At 63.3% G+C, this 23,822-nt stretch carries 25 protein-coding genes; 12 read left to right on the forward strand and 13 right to left on the reverse strand.

From position 1 onward, the window contains the following. Positions 1 to 109: 109 nt before the first annotated feature. Positions 110 to 1,273: an MFS transporter gene (locus CATRI_RS12750; RefSeq protein WP_290218205.1), complete on the forward strand. Its 1,164-nt coding sequence runs from the start codon at positions 110 to 112 to the stop codon at positions 1,271 to 1,273. Here the strand turns inward: CATRI_RS12750 and dnaB are convergent. The 8 genes from dnaB to CATRI_RS12790 form a co-directional block, all read right to left on the reverse strand. Further along, on the reverse strand, positions 1,270 to 2,769 hold the full coding sequence (dnaB, locus tag CATRI_RS12755) for a replicative DNA helicase (RefSeq protein ID WP_290218207.1): 1,500 nt from the start codon (positions 2,767 to 2,769) through the stop codon (positions 1,270 to 1,272). The two genes, CATRI_RS12750 and dnaB, sit on opposite strands and share 4 nt — an antisense overlap. 590 nt (positions 2,770 to 3,359) lie before the next feature. Then, positions 3,360 to 3,812 carry a 50S ribosomal protein L9 gene (gene rplI / locus CATRI_RS12760; RefSeq protein WP_047254027.1) on the reverse strand — a complete coding sequence of 151 codons (453 nt, stop codon included), beginning with the start codon at positions 3,810 to 3,812 and terminating at the stop codon, positions 3,360 to 3,362. Between the two features lie 85 nt (positions 3,813 to 3,897). Then, the gene (locus tag CATRI_RS12765; RefSeq protein ID WP_290218212.1) at positions 3,898 to 4,509 is read right to left on the reverse strand and encodes a single-stranded DNA-binding protein; all 612 of its coding nucleotides are present in this window, start codon (positions 4,507 to 4,509) and stop codon (positions 3,898 to 3,900) included. Positions 4,510 to 4,585: 76 nt separating this feature from the next. Further along, positions 4,586 to 4,873, reverse strand: coding sequence for a 30S ribosomal protein S6 (rpsF, locus tag CATRI_RS12770; protein ID WP_290218214.1), 288 nt, complete (start codon positions 4,871 to 4,873; stop codon positions 4,586 to 4,588). 137 nt (positions 4,874 to 5,010) lie between these two features. Next, on the reverse strand, positions 5,011 to 5,199 hold the full coding sequence (locus CATRI_RS12775; protein ID WP_290218216.1) for a hypothetical protein: 189 nt from the start codon (positions 5,197 to 5,199) through the stop codon (positions 5,011 to 5,013). Further along, positions 5,196 to 6,596, reverse strand: a complete 1,401-nt coding sequence (locus tag CATRI_RS12780; protein ID WP_290218219.1) for a glycosyltransferase family 87 protein — start codon at positions 6,594 to 6,596, stop codon at positions 5,196 to 5,198. Before CATRI_RS12780 ends, CATRI_RS12775 begins: the two co-directional genes overlap by 4 nt. 4 nt (positions 6,597 to 6,600) lie before the next feature. Then, positions 6,601 to 8,751: a transglycosylase domain-containing protein gene (locus CATRI_RS12785; protein ID WP_290218222.1), complete on the reverse strand. Its 2,151-nt coding sequence runs from the start codon at positions 8,749 to 8,751 to the stop codon at positions 6,601 to 6,603. A gap of 99 nt (positions 8,752 to 8,850) precedes the next feature. Then, the gene (locus CATRI_RS12790) at positions 8,851 to 9,216 is read right to left on the reverse strand and encodes a DUF5318 family protein (RefSeq protein WP_290218225.1); all 366 of its coding nucleotides are present in this window, start codon (positions 9,214 to 9,216) and stop codon (positions 8,851 to 8,853) included. Positions 9,217 to 9,365: 149 nt separating this feature from the next. Between CATRI_RS12790 and CATRI_RS12795 the strand changes: the two genes are divergently transcribed. From CATRI_RS12795 to CATRI_RS12810, 4 genes are read left to right on the forward strand one after another with little or no spacing between them, the layout of a single operon-like run. After that, a complete protein-coding gene (locus CATRI_RS12795; RefSeq protein WP_290218228.1) occupies positions 9,366 to 10,457 on the forward strand; it encodes an inositol-3-phosphate synthase in 1,092 nt (363 codons plus the stop codon). A gap of 43 nt (positions 10,458 to 10,500) precedes the next feature. After that, on the forward strand, positions 10,501 to 10,962 hold the full coding sequence (locus tag CATRI_RS12800; protein WP_083985775.1) for a MarR family winged helix-turn-helix transcriptional regulator: 462 nt from the start codon (positions 10,501 to 10,503) through the stop codon (positions 10,960 to 10,962). 20 nt (positions 10,963 to 10,982) lie between these two features. Further along, a complete protein-coding gene (locus CATRI_RS12805; RefSeq protein WP_290218231.1) occupies positions 10,983 to 11,945 on the forward strand; it encodes a universal stress protein in 963 nt (320 codons plus the stop codon). 21 nt (positions 11,946 to 11,966) lie between these two features. After that, positions 11,967 to 12,500 carry a hypothetical protein gene (locus CATRI_RS12810; RefSeq protein WP_290218234.1) on the forward strand — a complete coding sequence of 178 codons (534 nt, stop codon included), beginning with the start codon at positions 11,967 to 11,969 and terminating at the stop codon, positions 12,498 to 12,500. Here CATRI_RS12810 and trhO read toward each other — a convergent pair. Both trhO and CATRI_RS12820 read right to left on the reverse strand, forming a co-directional pair. Further along, positions 12,478 to 13,383 (reverse strand): oxygen-dependent tRNA uridine(34) hydroxylase TrhO, encoded by a 906-nt coding sequence (gene trhO, locus CATRI_RS12815; protein ID WP_290218235.1) that lies wholly within the window; start codon positions 13,381 to 13,383, stop codon positions 12,478 to 12,480. The two genes, CATRI_RS12810 and trhO, sit on opposite strands and share 23 nt — an antisense overlap. A gap of 10 nt (positions 13,384 to 13,393) precedes the next feature. After that, entirely contained in the window at positions 13,394 to 14,887 is a 1,494-nt protein-coding gene (locus CATRI_RS12820) for a DUF1846 domain-containing protein (RefSeq protein WP_290218237.1), read from the reverse strand. Between the two features lie 48 nt (positions 14,888 to 14,935). Here CATRI_RS12820 and CATRI_RS12825 point away from each other — a divergent pair, with 48 nt between their 5' ends. Then, positions 14,936 to 15,748 carry an Fpg/Nei family DNA glycosylase gene (locus tag CATRI_RS12825; RefSeq protein ID WP_290218239.1) on the forward strand — a complete coding sequence of 271 codons (813 nt, stop codon included), beginning with the start codon at positions 14,936 to 14,938 and terminating at the stop codon, positions 15,746 to 15,748. Here the strand turns inward: CATRI_RS12825 and CATRI_RS12830 are convergent. The 3 genes from CATRI_RS12830 to CATRI_RS12840 all read right to left on the reverse strand — a co-directional run bounded on the left by CATRI_RS12830 (position 15,745) and on the right by CATRI_RS12840 (position 19,321). Continuing rightward, complete coding sequence (locus CATRI_RS12830) at positions 15,745 to 17,073, reverse strand: MFS transporter (protein ID WP_290218240.1); 1,329 nt, start codon at positions 17,071 to 17,073, stop codon at positions 15,745 to 15,747. The two genes, CATRI_RS12825 and CATRI_RS12830, sit on opposite strands and share 4 nt — an antisense overlap. A gap of 83 nt (positions 17,074 to 17,156) precedes the next feature. Next, positions 17,157 to 18,470, reverse strand: coding sequence for an AMP-binding protein (locus CATRI_RS12835; protein ID WP_290218243.1), 1,314 nt, complete (start codon positions 18,468 to 18,470; stop codon positions 17,157 to 17,159). A 242-nt stretch (positions 18,471 to 18,712) separates the two neighbouring features. Continuing rightward, entirely contained in the window at positions 18,713 to 19,321 is a 609-nt protein-coding gene (locus CATRI_RS12840; protein WP_290218246.1) for a TetR/AcrR family transcriptional regulator, read from the reverse strand. A 140-nt stretch (positions 19,322 to 19,461) separates the two neighbouring features. Between CATRI_RS12840 and paaI the strand changes: the two genes are divergently transcribed. The 6 genes from paaI to paaE all read left to right on the forward strand — a co-directional run bounded on the left by paaI (position 19,462) and on the right by paaE (position 23,820). Next, positions 19,462 to 19,893 (forward strand): hydroxyphenylacetyl-CoA thioesterase PaaI, encoded by a 432-nt coding sequence (gene paaI, locus CATRI_RS12845; RefSeq protein WP_290218249.1) that lies wholly within the window; start codon positions 19,462 to 19,464, stop codon positions 19,891 to 19,893. Between the two features lie 105 nt (positions 19,894 to 19,998). Beyond that, positions 19,999 to 20,970 carry a 1,2-phenylacetyl-CoA epoxidase subunit PaaA gene (paaA, locus tag CATRI_RS12850; protein ID WP_290218251.1) on the forward strand — a complete coding sequence of 324 codons (972 nt, stop codon included), beginning with the start codon at positions 19,999 to 20,001 and terminating at the stop codon, positions 20,968 to 20,970. Between the two features lie 27 nt (positions 20,971 to 20,997). Beyond that, positions 20,998 to 21,288, forward strand: coding sequence for a 1,2-phenylacetyl-CoA epoxidase subunit PaaB (paaB, locus tag CATRI_RS12855; RefSeq protein ID WP_290218252.1), 291 nt, complete (start codon positions 20,998 to 21,000; stop codon positions 21,286 to 21,288). Then, the gene (paaC, locus tag CATRI_RS12860; protein ID WP_290218254.1) at positions 21,285 to 22,121 is read left to right on the forward strand and encodes a 1,2-phenylacetyl-CoA epoxidase subunit PaaC; all 837 of its coding nucleotides are present in this window, start codon (positions 21,285 to 21,287) and stop codon (positions 22,119 to 22,121) included. Before paaB ends, paaC begins: the two co-directional genes overlap by 4 nt. A gap of 5 nt (positions 22,122 to 22,126) precedes the next feature. Next, entirely contained in the window at positions 22,127 to 22,654 is a 528-nt protein-coding gene (gene paaD / locus CATRI_RS12865) for a 1,2-phenylacetyl-CoA epoxidase subunit PaaD (RefSeq protein ID WP_290218256.1), read from the forward strand. Then, positions 22,654 to 23,820 (forward strand): 1,2-phenylacetyl-CoA epoxidase subunit PaaE, encoded by a 1,167-nt coding sequence (paaE, locus tag CATRI_RS12870; RefSeq protein WP_290218258.1) that lies wholly within the window; start codon positions 22,654 to 22,656, stop codon positions 23,818 to 23,820. Before paaD ends, paaE begins: the two co-directional genes overlap by 1 nt. Positions 23,821 to 23,822: the final 2 nt, after the last annotated feature.

Raw genomic sequence — 23,822 nt, forward strand, 5'->3', positions numbered from 1 at the left:
CTTCCCCGAATCCACTCACTGTCCACCACCCCAATCCAGGGGTGACCGCATTGACCTCCCTCTTCCGCTAGCGTTGTCGGGAAGCTCACACCGTCAGTTAGGGGGCGAGATGGCCATTCGCGATTGGCTCCGCATCGGACTCGGCATGTTCGTCATCGCCTTCGGCGCAAACCTCTTCGCCCCATTGCTGCCCGCCTACCGCGAGGTCGCCGGGCTCACCCAATCGGACGTCACCTTCCTCCTGGGCATCTACGCCGCCGGACTCATCCCCGCCCTCCTCATCGGCGGTCCGCTTTCCGACGTCCGCGGTCGCCGCGCCATGGTCCGCCCCGCCCTGCTGCTCAGCGCCCTCGGGTCCCTCGTGTTGTGCGCCGGCGTCGGTGGGTCTTTCGTCTTCCTAGCCGCGGGCCGCTTCATCGTCGGCATGGCGGTGGGACTCGTGATGGCCGCGGGTGCCGCATGGTTGCAGGAAGTCTCCACAGGTCCGGTCCACGTGGGGGCCCGCCGCGCCACGGTCTTCCTCTCCGCGGGATTCGGGATGGGCCCGCTTGCCAGCGGGCTGGTAGCGCAATTCCTCCCCCGCCCCGACTTGCTGCCCTACCTCGTCCACCTCGCCCTGCTCGCGATTATCGCGCCGCTAGCCTGGCGAGCCCCCGGCGGCGCCGCCCACCCCGGAGCACGCCGACGCGCCTGGTTCCCCCGCAGCGTCCTCTCTTCTCGCTTCCTCTGGGCAGTTGCAGCCTGGGCGCCATGGGGTTTCGGCGCCGTGACCACCGCGTTCGCCGCCCTCACGGCACTCGTCATCGACCAGCTAGCGTGGCCGATCGCATACACCGGCCTCGTCGCCGCCGTCACGATGCTCACCGGAGTGTTTATCCAACCGGTTGCCACCCGCTTCGGCAGCGACCTCGTTCCACCCGCCATTCTCGGACTCGGGCTCGTCGTCATCGGCATGTTGCTCTCCGTAGCGGTCGCCGTCACCCTCTCCCCGTGGCTGGTCGTCCTCGCCGGTGTGGTCCTCGGCGCGGCCTACGGCATCATGATGGTCTCCGGCCTGCGGGAGGTCCGCCTCATCGCCCCGCCCGAGGACTTAGGAGCAGCGAACGGCATCTTCTACTCCCTGACCTACCTCGGCTTCTTCGCACCGTTCGTCATCTCCCTCGTGGGGCCGATCATTGGCTACCCCACGGTTTTCCTCATAGGTGCGGCGATAGCAGCGGTCTCAATTATCTCGGTCACTCGGATCGCTGCCCGGGAGGCGCGAGGGCGCTAGCCGCGCGCGAGGTCGACGAAACGCGAGTAGTGCAGCTGGTGCGCCACCGTCACAGTGTCGATGGGGCCACCACGGTGCTTGGCCAAGATGATGTCCGCCTCGCCCGAGCGCTCGTTTTCCTTATCCTGGGAATCCGGCCGGTAGAGCAACATGACCATGTCAGCATCCTGCTCCAGCGAACCGGACTCACGGAGGTCGGCGAGCTGGGGGCGCTTATCGGTGCGGGCTTCCGGTCCACGGTTAAGCTGCGAGATCGCGATGAGGGGGACATCGAGCTCTTTGGCTAGCAGCTTCAACTGACGGGAGAACTCGGAGACTTCCTGCTGGCGGGACTCGACCTTTTTGCCCGAGCTCATCAGCTGCAGATAGTCGAGGACGATGAGCTGGAGATCGTGCTTCTGCTTGAGGCGGCGGGCCTTAGAGCGGATCTCCATCATGGTGAGGTTCGGGGAATCGTCGATGAACAACGGGGCCTCGGCGATCTGCCCGACGCGGTTGGCCAGCTTCGTCCACTGGTCATCCGTCATCCGTCCGGCGCGCATGTCGGAAAGTTTGATTTCCGTCTCAGCGGACATGAGGCGCATCACGATTTCGGACTTGCTCATTTCCAGGGAAAAGATAGCGGAGGCCTTGCCGTGGCGGATTGAGGCCGAGCGCATGAAGTCCAGAGCAATCGTCGACTTACCCACACCAGGTCGTGCGGCGACGATGATCATCTGCCCGCCGTGCAGCCCATTGGTCAGGTTGTCGAGGTCGACGAAGCCGGTCGGAACGCCCTGGGCGAGTCCACCCAGGTTGGCGATTTTGTCGAGTTCCTCCATCGTCGGGTCGATGACATCGGCCAGCACGGCGTAGTCTTCGGTCTCTGTGCGTTGGGCGACCGAGAACACCTGCTGCTGGGCCATGTCCAGCACAGTGTCCAGCTCCGCACCCTCGGATCCTTCATAGCCCAGCTGCACGACGCGCGTACCGGCGTCCACCAGGCGACGCAGGACGGCCTTCTCGGCCACGATGTCCGCGTAGTAGCGAGCGTTAGCCGCCGTGGGCACGGAAGACATGAGGGTGATCAAATAGGGCGCCCCGCCGACGCGCTCAAGATCGTTATGCCGATCGAGGCGGGCTGAGACGATCACCGGGTCGATGTTGATGCCCTCTCCGAAGAGATCAATCATCGCGGAGAAGATCAGCTGGTGGGCCGGGTGATAGAAGTCCTCGGGGCCCAAGTCCCCGATGATTTCCATCACCGTGTTCGGGCTGACCAGCATGGCGCCTAGGACACCTTGCTCCGCTTCACGGTCATGCGGAGGTTTGCGGAACTCACTGAAGGCTGCTTGCGCGGCCGCCGCCTTGTCCCGCTGAAGGCGGGGGCGTGACGACGCCTGCCGTACAGGCAGTGCGTTATCGTCCGGCGGCAGCGGAACCCCAAAATCCTCCGAGGGTTCGGCGGGCGGAACGTAGTCGTCGTCGAAGCTCGCTCCGTTAAATCCCGAAGTCATGTCGCCTTCTTTCCTTCCGCTTGTCATCGCGCACTGCCCCCTCGAAGTGTAGTGGGCTGAAGCCTGTCCGGCTCACCCTTCGTGGGGTACCCCCGACGCGAAACTGCACAGAAATTCTCAAAAATGACGCCCCGAAACGGGCACGTTATCCACAGCCCCTGTGGACAACGTTAGGTGAACGGCCCGTTCGTGTCTCACCTTGTGCGCACACCTGTGGAAAACGTGTGGATAACCGTGAACTATCAACAAACACACATCAGCATAGTCACAGGTCACACCAGTAATCCGGGCTGTGAAGAACTAGGCCTGGCCAGTGAATAATTGGCTCTACCTGGCCATTTGACAGGTCCGCCTCGGGCCGCTAAACCTCACGCAGACGTAGCTAGCGGTGGTCCCGGGGGTAGCCGAGAGATGAATCACCACGAGTTATCCACAGTTTTCCACCGATGACCGACCCCAGCCTGGGCAGACGTACGGCCCCAACCGGGAGAACTGATGAAACACCAGTCATCCAGTGGGGCCGTAGGTCCGCTGTTGTCGTTGGGCAGGGCATCCCGGGTAGGGAAACCTGCCGCCGTCAGGCGCGTGTATTACGCGCCGACGACCTCAAAGTTGATTTTGCCAGTCACGTCATCGTGGAGCTTGACCTGAACCTGGTAGTTACCGGTCTTCTTCACGAGACCCTTGGGCAGCTCAATGTTGCGCTTGTCCAAGGTGGGGCCGCCGGCCTTCTTGACGGCATCTGCAATGTCGTCAGCCTTAACGGAGCCGAAGAGCTTGCCACTGTCGGCGGTGCGGACAGCGACGGAGACGCCAGTGAGGGCCTCCAGCTGCTCGCGGACTGCGCGGGCGTGGTCGAGGTCGCGGATACCGCGAGCCTCCTGGGCACGCTGGATGCCCTCGATCTGCTTCTCGGCACCACGGGTGGCCACAATGGCCAGACCGCGGGGAAGCAGGTAGTTGCGTCCGTAGCCGTTCTTGACCTCGACGATGTCGCCAGCGACTCCGAGGTTTTCAACGGCAGCGGTGAGGATCAGCTTCATGATCCCTCCCTTTCGTTGTGTGTCCCGCCGCTACGCACGGAGTGCGGGGCGGGAAAGTCTGTTGTGGTTGTGAAAATCTGCTCGATCAGAACGGAGGCTCATCATCAGCGGCACCACCGAAGCCACCGGCCGGCGGGGCGGAACCCCACGGGTCGTTGTTCGGAGTCTGCTGCTGGCCACCAGCACCCTGTTGCGGCTGCTGCGGGGACTGCTGCCCACCGCCGAAGCCACCCTGGGACTGCTGGCCTTGATTGCCGCCAAAACCACCACTGTTCTGAGACTGCTGGAATCCTCCGCCGCCACCGCCGCTGAAGTTGCCGCCACCCTCGCGAGGGTTGCGGTTGACTTGAGCAGAGGCGTACTTGAGGGAAGGGCCGACTTCGTCGACCTCAATCTCATACACAGTGCGGCTTTCGCCATCTTTGTTCTGGAAGGAACGCTGACGGAGGCGGCCGGTCACGATGACGCGCATGCCCTTCGAGATCGTCTCAGCGACGTTCTCAGCGGCCTGGCGCCACACGTTGCAGGTGAGGAACAGTGCTTCGCCATCTTCCCACTGGTTCGTCTGAGAGTTGAACCGACGGGGAGTAGAGGCGATACGGAAGTTGGCCACCGCTGCACCCGAGGGGGTGAAACGGAGTTCAGGATCATTGACGGCATTGCCGACGATCGTGATGTTGGTATCTCCCTGTGCCATGTGTTCTTACCTTCCTGCTACGCGAGTTCTCGTGACTGTTCTAATGACGTGCCTGGTTTGGAACTAGTATCCGCTCTTAGGCGTCGGCGCGCAGCACCTTGGTGCGCAGGACAGTGTCGTTCAGGTTAAGAACGCGATCGAGTTCAAGAACGGTCGCGGACTCGCACTCGAGGTCGACGACGGCGTAGATGCCCTCGTCCTTCTTGTTGATCGGGTAAGCAAGACGACGCTTGCCCCACACATCAACCTTCACAACCTTGCCGTCTTCCTTGCGGACGATCTCCAGGAACTTATCCAGGGACGGGGCTACAGTGCGCTCATCCTGGCTCGGATCCAGAATGATCATGATTTCGTAGTGACGCACGGACCTCATCACCTCCTATGGTCTAGTAATTGAATTCGGCCACGCCCCTTGTGGGCGTGACAGGAGGGTCTGTTGCGTCAAGCAACCTCACCAATGTACCCCACCTGCTGTTAATGCGGAAATCTCCGCCAAACAGATCAGCCAGGTGACGTCGCGTAGAACACCGCCAAGATCACCGGGATGACGGTGAGGAAGAAGAACGCCCCGATGCCCAAGCCGACGGAGATGCCCACTGGCTTCCGGTAGCTGTAGGCGATGAATGCGCCGGTAACGCAGAGCGCTCCGAGAACTATGGAGCTGATGCCCAGGATGGTGATTGTGCTCATGAGGTCCATCTTCCCCTATTGGCGACCGGCTCGGGCTCTCGCCCGAGCATCTGCCGGATGACCAGGACCACCATGACGGTGAGGATGACGAGGCGGGTGATGAGGGCGGCGTCGAGAAGGTCGTGTCGGATGCCGTTGTTTTCTACTCCCAGCATGTGCCACATGAGCAGGGGCCACACGAGGGCATCGACGGTCATCCAGGCGGCAAGTAGGCGCCAGCGCGGCAGAGCGAGGACGGCGGGGACGAGCAGCCAGAGGGAGTACTGCGGCGACCAGACTTTATTGAAGAGCAAGAACGCGGCGAGGATGAGGAAGATCAGCTCGGCGACGCGGGGGGTGCGCTCAACGCGCCACCCGAAGACTGCGATGGCCAGGCAGGCCAGCATAAAGAGCGCGAAGCTAACGGCGTTGAGGATCACGGGCGTGGTGCCAGCGGCATCGAATCCGCCCCAGCCGGTGAGGCGGGAGACGATGGCGTAGATCGTCGTCCATTCCCAGGAGCGCTCGCGGTTGAGGCGGAGGAACTCGTTCCACGCCTCGGGGTAGGCGATCATGATCGGCAAATTGAGGACCAGCCACGTGCCCACCGAGGTAGCAAGCATGGAGAGGAAGGGCCGGAATCGGCGGGACCGAACCGCCAACACGAGGTACGCGCCAAGGATGAATAGCGGCCACAGCTTCAACGCCGTGCCCACCCCGATGAGCACCCCGGCCCAGCCGTAGCGCCCACGGCTAGCCAGATACACAGCGCCGACCATCGCCGTGATGGAGGGGATGTCCCAGTTCGTGAACGCGTGGACGATGACCAGCGGGGAAGCGGCGACGAGGACGGTATCCCAGATACGATCACCAGCTAGTGCGGCGACGAGGCGGATGGTGAGGACCCACAGCGCCGACATCGCCAGGGCGGTGAGGGCGAAGTACCAGGAGGCGGCGGGGACGGCGCCCGGGAGGGCGTCGATAAGCGGGTAGCTGAGGCGGGCCAGCCACCCGAGGAAACCCTGAAACAGGCCCGTGAGAACGGGGTACTCCAGGTAACGGGTGAGGCCACCCTCCTGCCAAGAGAAGGCGTAGGGGAAGCCACCCTGTTCCAGTCCGCGCCCGCTGTAAAGCGGGACGATGTCGTTATAACAGGCGGAGACATATTGGCGGTTGCCGGACCAATTCAGCGACGCGGTCCCGTCTTCGCCGACTGTGCCCTGAAGGCAATTCGCCTTGGATAGGAAGCCAAAGGAGAGAAAGACCAGGGCCGTGCAGATGAGTACGCGCAGGGGCGTCCACCACCGTTGGCGACCCACCGCCGCGAATCGGCCGACGGGCCCACCGAGGAAGTCGGTGAGCCCGGCGGCCAGCAGCTCGGTCTCTGCGGGTGAGACCCGCGAGATAGTTCTCTCCACCGGTTTACTGGCGTAAGAGACCCGGAATGACGATGCCCGGCGCGATTTCCAAACCGTCAGTCGGCGGGGGCGGCAAGGTCGGCAGCTCGGGCAGGCGGATACCCGGCGGAGTCGCCTCCGGGTTTTCCTCCGGAGTCTCGGACGGCGTCTCCTCCTCGGAGGACGGTGCCTGCGAGGTGCTCGTCGGCGGGATGTAGGGCATCGGCGGCGGGCCGATACCGAAGTTGATGGGCGCCGGATCAGCGAAGTACTTGATTTCCTTGCCCTCGAGTGCCCCGTCCAGGGTCATCTTCCAGATGCGGGCCGGGGTGTTGGCGCCGTACATGTTGCCGCCCCACTCGTTGAAGATGGCGGAAGTGTTGTCCGCGGTACCCACCCAGACGGCCGTGGCCAGGTCGGGGGTGGTGCCGATCATCCAGGCATCCTTGTTCAGGCCGGTGTTGCCCAGCTGGGCGGTGCCGGTCTTGGCCGCCGAGGGGCGCCCACCGGCGAGGTTGCTGCCGTTGGAGTAGGCGGCAATGGGCTGCATCGCGGAGAGCAGGTTATCGGCCACGATCTGGGAGACGCGGCGCTCGCCGCCTCCGTTCTCATGCTGGTAGAGGACATCGCCGTTGCCGGTCTCGATCCGCTCAACCCAGTGGGTCTCGTGCCAAATTCCTCGGTTGGCCAGGGTGGCCAGCGCGGTGGCCATGTCGATGGCACGGGACTGGTACTGGCCGAGGATGATGCCCTCGTAGGGCTGGCCGCCGTTCTCCGTCAGCGTCTCCGGCACGCCCGGGATCGACCGCGCGACGCCCAAGGCGTGGGCCATGTCTGCGGTGTCCTGGGTGGTGTTGGCCAGATCCTGCTGCAGGCGGATGAAGGTGGTGTTGTAGGAGTGCTTGAGGGCGTCGGCGACAGTGGACGGCGCGGGGGTCGAGCGGTCGAAGTTGTTCACCGTGATGCCACCCGGGATGGCCACGGGGGCCGCAGAGTACATCGAACTCAGCGGGCGGCCCTGCTGGAGGGCGGCGGCCACGCCGAAGATCTTGAAGGTCGAGCCGGTTTGCAGGCCAGCGTCAGCGTAGTCCCACCCGGCGGCATCGTCGCCGCCGTAGTAGGAGCGCACGGCACCGGAGCCGGGTTCCACGGAGGCGACCGCGGTGCGGGCATCTTCCTGGAGGCCCGGCATCTGGGTGGCCACGGCGTTGAGGGTGGCGTTCTGAGCCTGCATGTCGATCGTGGTGGTGATCCGCAGGCCGCGGGTGGTCACGTCTTCCTCGGTGATGCCCAGTCGATCAAGCTCGGCCATGACGTGGTTCTTGATCATGCCGTTGGTACCGGTCGCTTCGGTATAGGCGGAGTACTCGGCGGGGTTCCGGGTCTCGGGGAAGACCATGCCGGCGCGCTGCTCGGCGGGGAGCACACCCATATCAACCATGCCGTCGAGGACGTAGTTCCAGCGGGTCTCAGCGCCCTCCGGGTTGTTCCACGGATCGAGCTGGCTCGGGAGCTGGATGGTGGCGGCCAACAGCGCGCCTTCCTCCGGGCCTAGCTCGTTGACGGGCTTATTAAAGTAGGCGTGCGAGGCGGCCTCGACACCGTAGGCGTTACGGCCCAGGTAGACGGTGTTGAGGTACGCGGCGAGGATGTCTTCCTTGCTCCACTCGTTGGTCATCTTGATCGAGTAGACGAGCTCGCGGGCCTTGCGGACATAGGAGTGATCATTACCCACCAGCGTGTTCTTCACGTACTGCTGGGTGATCGTGGAACCACCACCGGCGGAATCGTTGCCGGTCAACTGCCCCATGACCGCGCGGCCGAAGCCGGTGACGGAGAAGCCACTGTTGGTCCAAAACTCGCGGTCTTCGGCGGCGAGGACCGCGTTCTGGACGGATTCGGGGACGTCGCTAAGCGGCACCTGCCGGCGGTTTCCTTCCGGCGGCACGATGCGAGCCAACTCCGTCTGCCCGTCGGAGGCGTTGATGGTGGAGACCTGCTTGGAGGTCAGCTCCTCGGGCTGCGGGATGTCATATGTGGTGTAGGCGACGAGAAATACGCCCAGCGGGATGAGGATCATCGCCGCGATCATGCCTAGCACCCACTTGAGTACCGTGCGCCCACGCCCGGGGGTGGGCTTGCCGGTGGAGGCTTTGTTCTTCTTCTCTTCAGACACCTGTCGTCCCCGCTATAGCCGATGACACTGTTAACACAGTGAACACTACTTCCTTTAGCCCATCCTGGGGAATCCTTTGCCACTGCAAGGTGTGCCCGCTCACGCCCCCGGATAAGCCGTGGCGGCGTTGAGGAGATGGTTCCACCGGCAGTCCGGGCAGACTTCGACGGTGTGGACGACTGCTTCGCGGCCCGCGCTGACAATCGCCTCGATTTCCTCGCTACTGCGCGCGGTGCCCGACATGCGTCCGAGCTGATCTCCGTGAATCCACAGCACAACGCGTAGATTTTCGCCTTCGCACACGGGGCAGGGGTATCCGGCGGGTTGGCCATGATAGCGGGCGGCGGTAATGAGGAGGAAGTCAGCGTCGCAGATCTCCTCCCGCGTCACACTGCCGTCTCGCCAGCCTGCCAGCAGGGAATGACGCTCCCAGCGATGCGACACTTCGTTGCGATACTCAACCACCCAGCCAGGATACCGCCGCCCCCGAAGCCGAGGTACTTGATCGGTAAGGAAGGTTCACCTCACCTAAATCTGCACTTCAGCACCTTAGGATGAGGCCTCGAGCGCGATCAGCGACCGCTGTCCGCCAGTCTCAAGGAGTGAATTAGTAAATGAGTAAGGTTCGCGTAGCAATTGTGGGCGTTGGTAACTGCGCCACTTCTTTGGTGCAAGGCATCGAGTTCTACCGGGATGCCTCCCCCGATGAGAAGGTCCCCGGGCTCATGCACGTGGAGTTTGGCAAATACCACGTCGGTGATGTGGAGGTCGTCTGCGCCTTCGATGTGGACGAGCAGAAGGTGGGCACCGACGTCGCGGAGGCCATCGGGGCGTCGAAGAATTGCACCATCACCATCGCCGAGGTCCCGCCCACCGGCGTCACCGTCCAGCGTGGCCCCACCCTCGACGGGTTGGGGATTCACTACCGCCAGAGCATCGTCGAATCCTCCGCCGAGCCGATTGATGTGGCAGCCGTGCTTCGCGACGCCGCCGTCGATGTGGTCGTCTCCTACCTCCCGGTCGGCTCGGAGGAGGCCGATAAGTTCTACGCCCAGGCGGCCATTGACGCCGGCTGCGCCTTCGTCAATGCCCTGCCGGTGTTCATCGCCTCCGACCCCGAGTGGGCAAAAAAGTTCCGCGACGCCGGTCTGCCCATCGTCGGCGATGACATCAAGTCCCAGGTGGGAGCCACCATCACCCACCGGGTCTTGGCCAAGCTTTTCGAGGACCGCGGCGTGCGCCTCGAGCGCACCATGCAGCTCAACGTCGGCGGCAACATGGACTTTAAAAACATGCTCGACCGCGACCGGCTGGAGTCGAAGAAGATCTCCAAAACCCAGGCTGTGACGTCAAACTTGGTGGATTCGCCGCTCGCCGGAAAGACCGAGGACCGCAACGTCCACATCGGCCCCTCGGATTACGTGGAGTGGCTCGATGACCGCAAGTGGGCTTATGTTCGACTCGAGGGCACCGCCTTCGGCGAGGTCCCCCTCAACCTGGAGTACAAGTTGGAGGTGTGGGACTCGCCGAACTCGGCTGGCATTATTATCGACGCCGTCCGTGCGGCCAAGATCGCCCTCGACCGCGGAGTCGCAGGTCCGGTGCTCCCTGCCAGCGCTTACTTGATGAAGTCGCCGCCGGTGCAGTTGGGCGATGATGAGGCCCGCGCGCAGCTCGAGGCATTCATCATCGGAGCCGATGAATAGTATGTAGACCGTTTTAAGTGCAAACGTGTCTATCATGGGTTCTATGACAAAACCGAACCCTGAGGACATAGCTGCCCGGATTCGCCCGGCGCTGACAAAGCTCTACGTGATGTACTTCCGCATCGCCGAGCAGTCGGACCTGACAGGACCCCAGCTGTCCATCATGGCCCGCCTCAAGGACAACGGACCTTCCCGCATCAGCGAAATCGCTCGCGGGGAAGGTATCCGGATGCCCACCGCGTCGAATGCCCTTCACCAGCTGGAGCAGCGGGAATTGGTCGATCGCATCCGCGACGAGAATGATCGGCGCGGGGTGCGCGTCGCGTTGACCCCGCTGGGGGAAAGCGAGCTCAAGCGTGTCGGCGATGAGCGCACCAAGTACCTCGCCGATATGATTTCCACCCTCGATGACTCGGAGTTGGAGCGGGCATCGGAGCTGGCGGAGGTTATTAACAAGCTGGCGGAGGTCTATGGGGCGGATCTTATTGACACGAACAACGCTTAGACGGAAAAATTGGGTCCGTCATGGCACCCCATACCCCTGCTTCTGATACCTCCGAGCCTGCCGAGCCCGCCCGGCTCCTCATCGCTTGGCGCCCCGACTCGCCCGGCACCGAGGCGATTGAACTAGCGGCCTGGCTCAGCCGGACCACGAACGTCTCCATTCGTGTGGTCAGTACGTTCGTTCGCCCCTGGCCTGCCACCTCGTTGAGCAAGCTAGGCGGGAAGTACCGCAAGTGGTTCCACAAGGAGGCCGCTGCCAGCGAAGCAGCGGTGAAGCGGGCGCTGACCGCCGCGGGCATCGATAAGCATTTTTGGGACGAGACAATCAGTGTCTTCGCCGATGGGCCCTCCGAGACGGTGCTGCTCACCGAGGCCGCGGATGCTTTCGACGCGGACCTGGTCATCTTGGGCTCCGACGCCGCTGCCCCCAAGGGCCGCTTCCTCGCCGGTTCCACGACCGATGCCCTCCTACACTCTTCTCCCCGCCCGTTGGCGCTGGCCCCGCGCGCGGTGAAACTTTCCAAGCGCGGCGTCACTCGCGTCAACCTGGCCTACTTAGAGAGCAAGGGCGACGAGCGGGACGAATCGCTGCACTATGCCGCCAAGATCGCCCAGGAGTGGGCCGTCGGGCTGCGCATTCTCGCCTTCTCCCCCTCCGGGATAGCCGACGCCCCCGTCAACAGCAAGGTCGACTTCACCCGCGAGTTGGTCGATGAGTGGCGGGAGCACTCCCTCGCGATGCTCGACCGCGCCCACGATTCGGTGCACGATGCCTTCCCTGAGCTGGACGTCGACTCGGAAATCGGCACGGGTTCCGGCTGGTCGGGAGCAATCGACGCCCTCAAGTGGAAGAAGGGCGACCTCCTCGTCCTCAGCTCGGACCCACCCGGCGCCTTCGAACGCGTCTTCTTGGGCTCCACGGCCACGGAGTTCCTCCGCCACGTCGAGGTTCCCGTGGTTATCCGCCCGGCACCCACCCATTAGTGAGCGTCTACAGTGAGGAGCATGAATCAGGAGCGACCCGGTGACCACGATCCCGACGGCAATCGTCGGTGGGGTTGGCGCGGCTTCCTCGAGCATCCCGAAAATGACCTGACGGCGGACGCGGACTTCGCCAACCTCCGCCCCCCGGACCCGCAATCGCCCGAGGAATTGGCGTCCTCGCTGGACCCCGTGATTCAGGCTGAACGCAATCGGCAGTCGACCCGCCAGGCCCTGCAATTCCTCGTTGCCATTCCGGCGATTACCTTCGCCCTTGGCTTGGGCCTGCTCCTGGTTTTCCGCCTGCTCGGCGGTCCGGCCTGCGTAGCGGGAGAGGCCGAGTGGCTGTGCACCCGGACGGCGCAGATCGTGTGGCCGTCGGTGACCAGCATCGTCCCCATCGTCGGCGTTTTGGGCTGCGCCATCATCATGACCCGCAAACTCAACAGTTACACCCGCTGGCGCCCGTGGATGGGCGTGTTTTGGGTGATGGTGCCCTTCTGCATGGTCTGGCTCATCACCGCTGGCCAGATCCTTATCCCAGCCCTAGGGTACTAACGCATTCGGCGCGGCCGCAGTGGTCCGTGGCGGGCGAGGCGGCGCACGACTCGCACACGAGGGCTTGCTGGCGGCACGTGTCTTCGTTGCGGCAGTTGATGAAGTTGTTCGTCGCCGCCCCACAGTGGATGCAGTGGCCGAGTTCCCGGTAATCCTCGCCGAATTCGACGTGCATGCGCTTGTCAAAGACGTACAGCGAGCCCTCCCACAGGCCCTGGTTGCCAAACTTCTCGCCGTAACGGACGATGCCGCCGTCGATTTGGTAGACCTCTTCGAAACCACGGTTTTTCATCAGCGAGGAGAGGATCTCGCAGCGTACGCCGCCGGTGCAGTAGGTAACCACGGGGCGGTTTTTCATCCAGTCGTACTTGCCCGACTCGATCTCCGCGAGGAAGTCGTGGGTAGTGCGCACGTCGGGCACCACGGCCCCCTTGAATTTGCCGATCTCCGCTTCCATCGCATTGCGGCCATCGAAGAAGACGACGTCGTCCCCGCGGGCGTCGACAAGCTCGTTGACCTCCTCGGGCTTGAGGTGAACGCCTCCCCCGATGACCCCACCCTCATCGACCTTCAGTTCCCCGACGGCGCCGAAGGCGACGATCTCCTCGCGGACCTTGACGCTGAGCTTGGGAAAATCCTCCGCCCCACCCTCGGACCACTTGAACTCCATGTCCTTGAAGCCAGGGTAATCGCGCGTTTTGCGGATGTATTTCTTGCACGCGGCGATGTCGCCGCCGACGGTGCCGTTGATGCCGTGTTCGGAGATGAGGATGCGGCCGCGCAGACCTAGGGATTCGCAGAGATCGCGCTGCCACAGCATCACCGCCTTCGGGTCGGCGATGGGGGTAAAGCGGTAGTACAGGAGGATTTTGCTGAGGGACACAGCAGTTAGCTTACTTCTTCCGATACAGCGACTTGCGCCAGTACTCCGGCTCGGAGGTGACCAGCACACCGAGGTTACGGAAGATCCCCTCGTCGACGGAACCCAGGATCGTCGTGGTGTGCGCCTCGCAGCCGCTGAGGTTCTTCAGCTCGGCCAAGGCCCGGCGAGCCTCGTCGCTGCCCGCAGCGGAGACGGACAAGGCGATGAGCACCTCGTCGGTGTGCAGGCGCGGGTTGCGCGAGCCCAGGTGGGTGGTTTTGAGCGTCTGGATTGGCTCGATGGATTCCGGGGAGAGCAAGTGGGTTTCCCGGTCGATTCCCGCGAGGTGTTTGAGGGCGTTGAGCAGCATGCCGGCGGAGCAACCCAGCAGTTCGGTCGTCTTGCCGGTGATGATGGTGCCGTCGGCCAACTCCATGGCCGCACCCGGCAGCCCGGTGTGCTCGGCGACCGCCAGCGCGGGGGCGACGACGACGCGGTCCTCGACGTGGCAGCCGGCCTTGCTCATCACCATCGCGACGCGCGAGGACAACGTGTCATCGAGTTCTTCCCTGCGCTCATCCACCAGCGCCTTGAAGTAGCGGCGGATGATTTCTTGGCGCGAGGCTTCGCGGCACACGGCGTCGTCGGAGATGCAGTAGCCCGCCATGTTCACGCCCATGTCCGTCGGCGACTGGTAGGGGCTGGTCCCCGCGAGTGTTTCCAGCAGGGTCTTGAGCAGCGGGAAGACCTCCACGTCGCGGTTATAGCTGGTGACCTGCTCACCGTAGGCTGCGAGGTGGAAAGGATCGATGACGTTAATGTCGTCCAGGTCGACGGTAGCCGCCTCGTAGGCGAGGTTGACGGGGTGCTCGAGCGGTAGGTTCCAGATGGGGAAGGTCTCAAACTTGGCGTAGCCGGCGCGCACTCCGCGCTGGTACTCGTGGTAAACCTGCGACAAACAGGTGGCGAGCTTGCCAGATCCTGGGCCGGGGGCAGTGACCACGATGACATCGCGAGTTGTGTCCACGTACTCGTTGACACCGAAGCCCTCCTCCGACACGATCCGCCGGGTATCGGCCGGGTAGCCGGGGATAACGCGGTGCCGAGACACCTTCATCCCGAGTCGCTCGAGGCGATCGATGAAGGTCTGCGCCATGGGGTTGTCGTCGGTGAGCTGAGTGATCACGACGTTGTCCACGAGGAAGCCACGCTCGCGGAACACGTCGATGAGGCGTAGTGCATCCTCCTCATAGGGGATGCCAAGGTCGGCGCGCACCTTTTGCCGCTCGAGGTCCTTGGCGTTGAGGCAGACGACGATCTCGATGTCTTCCTTGATCCGCTCCAACATCGCGATCTTGTTGTCCGGCGTGAAGCCGGGCAGCACGCGGGAGGCGTGCATGTCGTCGAAAAGCTTGCCACCCATCTCGAGGTAGAGTTTGCCGCCGATCTCGCGGCGGCGAGCATTGATGTGCTCCGACTGCATCTCGATGTAACGGTCGCGGTCGAATCCGATGGCATGTGGCATGCGAACAGTCTAACGCCGACCCTACCGCGTCGGCATTACACTGTGCGCATGCCCGAAGGTCACGTCATCCACCGCCTAGCCAATGAGCTCAACGAACGTTACGCTGGCCGCGACCTGCGCATCACCTCCCCCCAGGGGAGGTTCGCCGCCGAGGCATCGCTTATCGACGGCGCGCGGATCGCCCAGGCAGAAGCCATCGGTAAGCACTTGTTCATCGACGTCGATGCCCCTCACTCCGAGCACATTCTCTACATCCACTTGGGCCTCATCGGGGAGATGCGTTTCGAGCCTTCCGCGGACGTGTGGGGACAGATCCGCCTGCGCATCGACAACGGCGACGAGGCCGCCAACCTGCGGGGGCCGCAATGGTGCCGGCTGATTACAGACGCCGAGTACGACATCGCCGCAGCCAAGTTGGGCGAGGACCCGATTCGCGATGACGCCTCCCCGGATCGCCTCTGGCCCCGCATTTCCCGCTCGAAGCGCAGCATCGGTTCGCAGCTCATGGACCAGAAACTCTTCGCCGGGGTGGGCAACATCTACCGAGCAGAAACCCTCTTCCGCCTCGGCATCTCGCCCTTTAGGCCCGGCAATCAGCTCGAACGTAATGAGTTCGATAGCGTCTGGTTTGACCTCGTCGGTCTCATGAACGACGGAGTTCGGGCCGGACGCATTGACACCGTCCGGCCCGAACACACCCCGGAGGCCATGGGCCGCGAGCCCCGCAAGGACGACCACGGCGGAGAGGTTTATGTGTACCGCCGGGCCGGCCAAGCCTGCTTCGTGTGTGGGACCACCATTACCGAGAAGGTCATGGAGGGCCGGAACCTCTTCTGGTGTCCCGGCTGCCAACCCGACTAGTTCAGGGGCTTGCCCTGGATGCCCTTCGGCACCTTGAGCACCGCGATGAGTGAGATGAGCGAGACCACCGCGATGTAGATACCGATGGAGATGGAGGTGCCTGTGGCGTCGAGAAGCAGTGCGGCGATCATCGGGGCGAAGGCACCGCCGATGATGGAGCCGATGGCGTAGCCGATGGAGACGCCGGAGAGGCGGACCTCTGGCGGGAACATTTCGGCGTACAGCGCGGACTGCGGGCCATACGTCGCCCCGAGCAGGATGCCCAGCACCACCATCGAGAGGATGAAGAGCGCGACATTGCCCGAGTCAACGAGCAACCACATCGGCACCGCCCACAGGATTGCACCGATGTAGCCGAGGGCGAACGTTTGCTTGCGGCCGATCGTGTCAGAAAGCCCGCCGAAAACCAGCGTCGAGATGATCCAGGCGATAGCCGTCGCCGAGGTGACCGCCAAGGTAGTGGTGCGGTCGTAGCCGACGTTCTTCGTGCCATAAGAGACGATGAAGGCGATGGCCATGTAACCGGCCGCGTTAACGCCTGCGAAGATGAGGGCGGCGAGGACAACCTTGCTGGTGTGGTTGCGGAAGAGCTCCGACAGCGGCGCCGAGGACTTCTTCTTCAAATCCTCCAGCTCGGCGAAGACGGGGGATTCCTCCACGAGGCGGCGGATGAGGTACCCGACGACGATGAGCACTAGTGAGGAAACGAACGGGATGCGCCAGCCCCACGCCTCGAACTGCTCGGTGGTCAGCGTGGCGGAGAGCACCAGCATGAACAGGGTAGCCAGGAGCATGCCTGCAGGGACGCCAACCTGGGGGAATGATCCGAAGTATCCGCGGCGCTGAACCGGGGCGTGCTCGACGGCCAAGAGGGCGGCGCCGCCCCATTCGCCACCTGCGGACAGGCCCTGCATGATGCGCAGCAACACGAGGATGATCGGCGCGGCAATGCCGATGGCTGCGTAGTTGGGAAGCAGACCCATGGCGACGGTCGCGCCACCCATGCCCAGCAACGTGACCACAAGAACAGGTTTGCGGCCCAGGCGGTCACCCAAGTGACCGGCGATCACCGCGCCGAGCGGGCGGAAGAGGAAGGAGATACCCAGCGACGCCCAGGATACGATCTGCGCCATGGTCGCATTGTCGTTGGAGGCCGGATTGAAGTACTGGGTAGCGAAGATCAGGGCTGCTGCCTGCGCATAGATGAAGAAATCGAACCACTCGATGGTGGTGCCGACCATGGCGCCGGCGAGGACACGGCGGTGCTCATTAGTAATCGGTTCCGGAGTGGGCGGGGCGGTGACGGGTGAGGAAGCGGTAGTCATCTCAGCTACTTTCTGGTAGCCCGAGCAGGCCGGCAGCCACAGCTGCCGCCGGCCTGGCGGGTGCGCTAAAGAGAAGAAGGGGGTTAGCTCTGGGGACGGTTATCGACAATGCGCTTGGCTTTGCCTTCGCCAGAGTCGACCGTGTCGCGGATTTCGACATCGACAGAGACACCGATGCGGTCCTTGATGAGCTTGCGCAGGTGCAGTTGAGAGTTGGTGATCTCGTCTGCCGTGCGACCGGGGGCGTGTTCAACCACGAGGGTGAGGTGGTCCATACGCCCGCGTTTACTAAGAATGCACTGGTAGCGGGGGCGGAGATTCTTGTCCTCCACGATGAGTTCTTCGAACTGGGAAGGGAAGCAGTTCACTCCCCGGAGGATGATCATGTCGTCGTTGCGGGCGCTGATGCGTCCGAGGCGGCGCATGGAACGGGCGGTTCCGGGCAGCAGGCGGGTGAGATCGTGCGTGCGATAGCGGATGACCGGGAAAGCCTCTTTGGTGAGCGGAGTGATCACCAATTCACCGAGCTCGCCGTCTGGCACCGGCTCTTGAGTTTCGGGGTGAAGGATCTCAGGATAGAAGTGGTCTTCCCACAAGGTCAGGCCGTCTTTGGTCTCAATGCACTCCTGCGCCACGCCCGGACCCATAACCTCCGACAGCCCATAAATATCGGTGGCGTCGATTCCGAAACCGGTCTCTAGATCTTGGCGCATTCCTTCGGTCCAGGGCTCGGCACCGAAGATACCCACTCGCATTGGGCTGTTTTCCGGGTCCAGGCCCTCCGCCCGCATTCGGTCGAGGACGTTGAGCATGTAGGAAGGCGTGCCGACGATCGCGTCCGGCTGGAAATCACGCATGATCTGCAGCTGGCGGTCGGTCTGCCCGCCCGAGGTTGGGATGGCAGTGGCTCCGAGCTTTTCAACGCCGTAATGCAGACCCAGCCCGCCAGTGAACAGCCCGTAGCCGAAGGTCACCTGCACGCGGTCACCGGGGCGGACCCCACCGGCACTGAGGGAACGGGCGACGAGCTCGGCCCAGGTCTCGATGTCCTTGCGGGTGTATCCCACCACGGTGGGCAGGCCGGTGGTACCGGATGAGGCGTGGATTCGGGCGATCTGGTGTTTCTGCACGGCAAACATGCCGAAGGGGTACTCAGAACGCAGGATGGCCTTGTCCGTGAAGGGGAATAGACCGATGTCCTTGAGTTCCTTGAAGTCATCCGGGTGGACACCCCGGGCATCGAAGTCTCGCTTGTAATGCGGAACGTTGTAGTACGCGTGGCGCAGGGTGTTTTTCATGCGCTCGGTCTGCAACGCAGTGATTTCATCGCGCGAGGCGTACTCGATGCTGGTTTGGGGCCCATGGATGGTGGAAGTGATGTCGGTGGAGGAAGCCACTGCGTAGTCCTTTCTATGCCCGCCAAGTGAGTCGGGTACAGGCGATTGGCAAACTTGATTACCAATTACTTACCGACCAATCGGTCAGCGAGCATGTGGCACAGGTTACAACCGCACGCGTGTAACGTGCAACACATTTGCGCTAAATGGTCCTAAAGATTCTCAGCTTCCACCCGGATATTACCCCCGAATCAGAACATCGGCGCAGCATAGCGCGCCGATACCCTCCTCACCCCCTGGGGTTAGCCCTTGCGAAGCAGGATCCCGTCGAAGACCAGACGTGGCGTAATGGCTGCCATTTCCTCGGGCGTACATTTTCCACCAGGGCGATACCACTCAACAATCGAGTTGATCATGCCGAAAATGAGGCGACCAATCACCCCCGCCTCCAACTCGTCGGTGACCAGGCCTTCGCCCTGCGCATCGCGGACGACGTCGATAAGCTCCTGCGTCAACCGACGCCGACGCTCAAGGATCTGCATCTCGACGTCCGTGTTTCCCCGCAGGCGAAGCAGCAACCGGACATAGGCCGGGTACTCGCACAGCACGCGGGTAGAGCCAGCCACCAGCAACTCCAGCTTCTCGACCGTGCTCCCCGCCTCATGCGTGGCGGACTCGATCACGGTGGTCAGTTCGGCGAGAGCCTTGTCGGTGGCCTCGACCAGGATCTCCTCCTTAGAGGTGATGTGGTGATAGATCGCTGATTTGCTCAGCCCTAGGCGTCCCGCCAGGGTCCCCATCGACGTTGCCTCGTAACCATGCTGGTTGAATACCTCGACGGCAATGCGAATGACGTCCTCGCGGCCGTAACCGGGACGACCCCGGCCGCCCGAATTTCCTGACAGCGGCATGCCATTCTCCTCACATGGGATTTCACTCGATCTCCCCCATTTAAGCAGCCGCACCCCGGTTGGCAGTCGCCTGGATGACGTAGACTCTCCGCTCAATACTGACCAACTGGTCAGTATCGGACCGTCTTAGGAGCCTCCCCATGACCCCTATTCTCGCCCCCGGCGTCGCCACCGGACCCCAGTTTGAGCATGTGCGCACCATGTTTGAGACCGACCGTGCCTCGCAAGGCATTGGCATGATCATCACTCACCTCGGCCCGGGCGAAGCCCGTGGCACTTTCACCATCCGCCCCGACATGTGCAACGGCCACCACACCGCCCAAGGCGGCTACCTGTTCACGTTCGCCGACTCCCTATTCGCCGGCGCCTGCAACTCCCACGGCGAGGTGGCGGTCGCCGCCCAGGTTGGCATCCACTACATCGCACCCGCCTTCGAGGGGGACGTGGTCGAGGGTCACGCCGTCGAACGTCGCACCTGGGGACGCAACGGCATTACGGATGTCACCCTCACCGTCAACGGCAAGGTGATCACGGAGTTCCGGGGAACCTCCCGCACGATCCCCCGCCGGTAAATCAGCGCCAGAAAGCCGCCCCAAAAAAATTGACATAGATCACACTCGTCCATATACTGACCGAACGATCGGTTAATCGACCTCTCCAGCAAAGGACGTAACCAAGTGACTACCAGCACCCTCCCCGAAGCAGATACTGCAGGCCAAGAGGCCTTCGACCGCATCATCGCCGAGGATTCGCGCATCGAGCCCACCGACTGGATGCCCGCCGCCTACCGCAAGACCCTCACCCGCCAAATCTCCCAGCACGCCCACTCCGAGATCATCGGCATGCAACCGGAGGCCAACTGGATCTCCCGCGCACCCTCCCTCAAGCGCAAGGCCATCCTCATCGCCAAGGTCCAGGACGAAGCCGGCCACGGCCTCTACCTCTACTCCGGCGCCGAGACCCTGGGCACCGGCCGCGACGAGCTCGTTGATCAACTGCTCACCGGCCGCGCGAAATATTCTTCCATCTTCAACTACCCGGCCCGTACCTGGGCGGATATCGGAGCGATCGGCTGGCTGGTCGACGGCGCCGCCATCTGCAACCAAGTCCCCCTCTGCCGCGCCTCCTACGCCCCCTACGGGCGCGCCATGGTCCGCATCTGCAAGGAGGAGTCCTTCCACCAGCGCCAGGGCTGGGAGATTCTCTACGAACTCGCCCATGGCACCGAGGCGCAGAAGCGCATGGCGCAGGAATCCATCAACCGCTTCTACGGCCCCGCCCTGCAGATGTTCGGCCCACCCGACGAGGATTCACCCAACTCGCAGCAATCCATGGAGTGGAAGATTAAGCGCTTCTCCAATGACCAGTTGCGCCAACGCTTCGTCGACATGATCGTCCCCCAGGTCGAAGCCCTAGGCCTCACCTTCGATGACCCCGACCTCAAATGGAACGAGGAACGCGGCCACTACGACTACGGCCCGCTGGACTGGAGCGAGTTCAAAGCCGTCATCCACGGCGAAGGACCGTGCAACGTGCAGCGGATGCAGCGGCGTCGACAAGCATTCGACGACGGCGCCTGGGTGCTGGAGGCAGCCGCGGCCTACGCCGAGAAAACCGCCCGCGCCGCCGACTCCCACCTCATCGCCTAGCACTTACATAAAAGGAGCATTGCCCTCATGTCCGATCAGCAGTCTTGGCCGATGTGGGAGGTCTTCGTCCGATCCTCCCGTGGCCTGTCTCACGTCCACGCCGGTTCCTTGCACGCGCCCGACGCCACCATGGCCCTACGCAACGCCCGCGACCTCTACACCCGTCGCAACGAAGGCACCTCCGTCTGGGTTGTGCCCTCCGAGGCCGTGACCTCCTCCGATCCCGACTCCAAGGGCGGCTACTTCGAGTCCGCCTCCGGCAAGAACTACCGCCACGCCACCTACTATGACAAGTCCGAAGGGGTGCCGCACCTGTGAATAACTTCGCCTCCGTCGACTCCGCCACCCGCCAGACTCAAGGCGAATCGCTCACTGCGGAAGACGTTCAGCACTCCGGTGCCGTAGCCACCCCGGATGTCGCGGCTTACGCCGCCATGCTTGCCGACGACGCCCTCATCCTCGGCCAACGCCTGACCTGGTGGATCTCCCGTGCCCCGGAAATGGAGGAGGACATCGCCCTGGCCAACATTGCGCTCGACCTCATCGGCCACGCTCGTTTCCTTTACTCCTACGCCGGCACAGCCACGAACCAGACCGAAGACGACCTCGCTTACTTCCGCGACGAAGAGGAGTTCCGTTCCGCCCGCCTCATGGAGCAGGAAAACGGCGACTTTGGCCAGACCATCGCCCGCCAGCTCCTCGCCTCCTACTACATGTACGGCCTGTACTCAGCCCTGCTCGAATCCACTGATCCGACCATCGCCGCCATCGCTGCGAAGGCCATCAAGGAGGTCGAGTACCACGTCGACCACGCCAACCAGTGGGTTCTGCGCCTGGGTCTGGGCACCGACTACTCCAAGCAGCGGATCGAGGAGGGCCTGTACTACATGTGGCCCTACCTCGCCGAGCTCTTCGAAGACCTGCCCATCCACACCACCCTCGCCGAGAAAGGCATCGCGGTTGCGTCCTCCAGCCTGCGCGAACAATTCGACGAGCGCATCGCCCACGTCCTACAGACTGCCGGGCTAGAGGTCCCCACCACCCCGCAGGCCATGTCCGGACACCGCACCGGCTGCTTCTCCGAGCAGCGTGGCTACATCCTCCTCGAGATGCAGTCCTTCGCCCGCCAGCATCCCGGCGCAACCTGGTGATCATCATGTCTGCCCACCCCCTGCGCCCCACCGACCCGGCGGATGCCCGGGTCTGGGACATCGCCGCGTCAGTTCCGGACCCGGAAATTCCGGTCATCTCCATCGCTGACCTGGGCATCCTGCGCCGCGCGGCCATCATCGACGGCCACGCCGTGGTCACCATCACCCCGACCTATTCGGGGTGTCCGGCCATGGACCACATCAGCCGGGAAGTAGCACAAGTCCTCGCCGCCGCCGGCTACGAGGATGCTGTGGTGGACCTTGTGCTTCAGCCCGCCTGGAGCACCGACTGGATTACCGAGCAGGGGCGTGAACAGCTACGCGAGTACGGCATCGCCCCTCCCCAGCATTCCTCCTCGCCTACTCCCCAGGGCCCGATCCCCTTAACGTTGGCTCCCCCAACTCCGGTCCCCTGCCCCCGTTGCAGTTCCACCCGGACCAAGAAACTCGCCCAATTCGGCTCGACCTCCTGCAAAGCGCTCTACAGCTGCGAGGCCTGTTTCGAGCCCTTCGACTACTTCAAGGTGCACTGATGTCAGCTCCCGAATCCACCAAGCAGAGGGCGAAGTTCCAGCCCCTCAAGGTCTCTGAAGTCCGTCGGTTGACCGACAACGCCGTGGAGGTTAGCTTCGCGGTCCCCGAGGAACTGCGCGCGGACTACGACTACGTCCCCGGCCAGTACGTTGCCCTCCGCGCCACCATCGACGGCCAAGAAGTGCGTCGCTCCTACTCCATCTGCGACATTCCCCAATCCGGGATCATCCGGGTCGCCATCAAGCGCGACCTCGGTGGAGTCTTTTCCACCTGGGCTAACGATGAGCTGCAGCCGGGCACCGTCATCGAGGTCATGAACCCCCAGGGGGCCTTTACTTCCCGCGTCCGCGTGACCTCCCTCAACGATGCGCAGGCCCTGCTCAAAGATGAGCTTGCCGACGTCGGCGGTGCCCCCCATCTCGTGGCCATCGCCGCCGGTTCCGGCATCACCCCCATCATGTCCATCGCCCAGGCGCTCCTCTCCGGCTCCCCCACCGCGACGTTTGAGCTGGTCTACGCCAACAAGGGTGGCAGCGACGTGATGTTCGCCGAAGAGATCGGCGACCTCAAGGACAAGTACCCCACCCGCTTCGCCGTCCACCACGTCCTCTCCCGCGAGCAACGTGTCAACCCACTGTTTTCGGGACGTATCGACGACGAAAAGCTGAAGATCTTGCTGGACAAGGTCATCCTCACGGAAGAAGCCCGCGAGTGGTTCCTCTGCGGCCCCTTCGAGATGGTCCAGTTGGTCCGCGACGAGCTGGCCGCACGCGACGTCGATAGTGACAACATCCGCTTCGAACTCTTCTCCACCGGTAAGCCCTCCGACGGCCCCCAGCAGGGTAATACCGGCCGCCCCGTCATCATTGATCCGGCGGGAAGGAACATCACCATTTCCTTCCAGCTTGATGGACTGTCGGGCAGCATCGAGTCCCCCGCTTCGGCCCACGAAACGGTCCTCAACGCCGCCCTGCGTGCCCGCCCCGACGTGCCTTTCGCCTGCGCCGGCGGCGTCTGCGGTACCTGCCGGGCAAAAGTCATCGAGGGTGAGTTCACGATGGATGAGAATTACGCCCTGGAACCGGACGAGGTGGAACGCGGCTATGTCCTCACCTGTCAGACCCGACCGACCGGTGATTCCATCACCGTCGACTACGACGCCTAACC

The organism is Corynebacterium atrinae, from assembly GCF_030408455.1.
GTDB lineage: Bacteria > Actinomycetota > Actinomycetes > Mycobacteriales > Mycobacteriaceae > Corynebacterium > Corynebacterium atrinae.

Bases quoted from the DNA above. Each gene is read 5' to 3' on its own strand.
- CATRI_RS12825 (WP_290218239.1), top strand. From the start codon at position 14,936: ATGCCCGAAGGTCACGTCATCCACCGCCTAGCCAATGAGCTCAACGAA.
- CATRI_RS12840 (WP_290218246.1), bottom strand. From the start codon at position 19,321: ATGCCGCTGTCAGGAAATTCGGGCGGCCGGGGTCGTCCCGGTTACGGC.
- paaB (WP_290218252.1), top strand. From the start codon at position 20,998: ATGTCCGATCAGCAGTCTTGGCCGATGTGGGAGGTCTTCGTCCGATCC.
- rplI (WP_047254027.1), bottom strand. From the start codon at position 3,812: ATGAAGCTGATCCTCACCGCTGCCGTTGAAAACCTCGGAGTCGCTGGC.
- CATRI_RS12820 (WP_290218237.1), bottom strand. From the start codon at position 14,887: ATGCCACATGCCATCGGATTCGACCGCGACCGTTACATCGAGATGCAG.
- CATRI_RS12750 (WP_290218205.1), top strand. From the start codon at position 110: ATGGCCATTCGCGATTGGCTCCGCATCGGACTCGGCATGTTCGTCATC.
- CATRI_RS12800 (WP_083985775.1), top strand. From the start codon at position 10,501: ATGACAAAACCGAACCCTGAGGACATAGCTGCCCGGATTCGCCCGGCG.
- CATRI_RS12795 (WP_290218228.1), top strand. From the start codon at position 9,366: ATGAGTAAGGTTCGCGTAGCAATTGTGGGCGTTGGTAACTGCGCCACT.
- dnaB (WP_290218207.1), bottom strand. From the start codon at position 2,769: ATGACTTCGGGATTTAACGGAGCGAGCTTCGACGACGACTACGTTCCG.
- paaE (WP_290218258.1), top strand. From the start codon at position 22,654: ATGTCAGCTCCCGAATCCACCAAGCAGAGGGCGAAGTTCCAGCCCCTC.
- CATRI_RS12830 (WP_290218240.1), bottom strand. From the start codon at position 17,073: ATGACTACCGCTTCCTCACCCGTCACCGCCCCGCCCACTCCGGAACCG.
- CATRI_RS12765 (WP_290218212.1), bottom strand. From the start codon at position 4,509: ATGGCACAGGGAGATACCAACATCACGATCGTCGGCAATGCCGTCAAT.
- paaI (WP_290218249.1), top strand. From the start codon at position 19,462: ATGACCCCTATTCTCGCCCCCGGCGTCGCCACCGGACCCCAGTTTGAG.
- CATRI_RS12775 (WP_290218216.1), bottom strand. From the start codon at position 5,199: ATGAGCACAATCACCATCCTGGGCATCAGCTCCATAGTTCTCGGAGCG.
- paaD (WP_290218256.1), top strand. From the start codon at position 22,127: ATGTCTGCCCACCCCCTGCGCCCCACCGACCCGGCGGATGCCCGGGTC.
- CATRI_RS12810 (WP_290218234.1), top strand. From the start codon at position 11,967: ATGAATCAGGAGCGACCCGGTGACCACGATCCCGACGGCAATCGTCGG.
- CATRI_RS12805 (WP_290218231.1), top strand. From the start codon at position 10,983: ATGGCACCCCATACCCCTGCTTCTGATACCTCCGAGCCTGCCGAGCCC.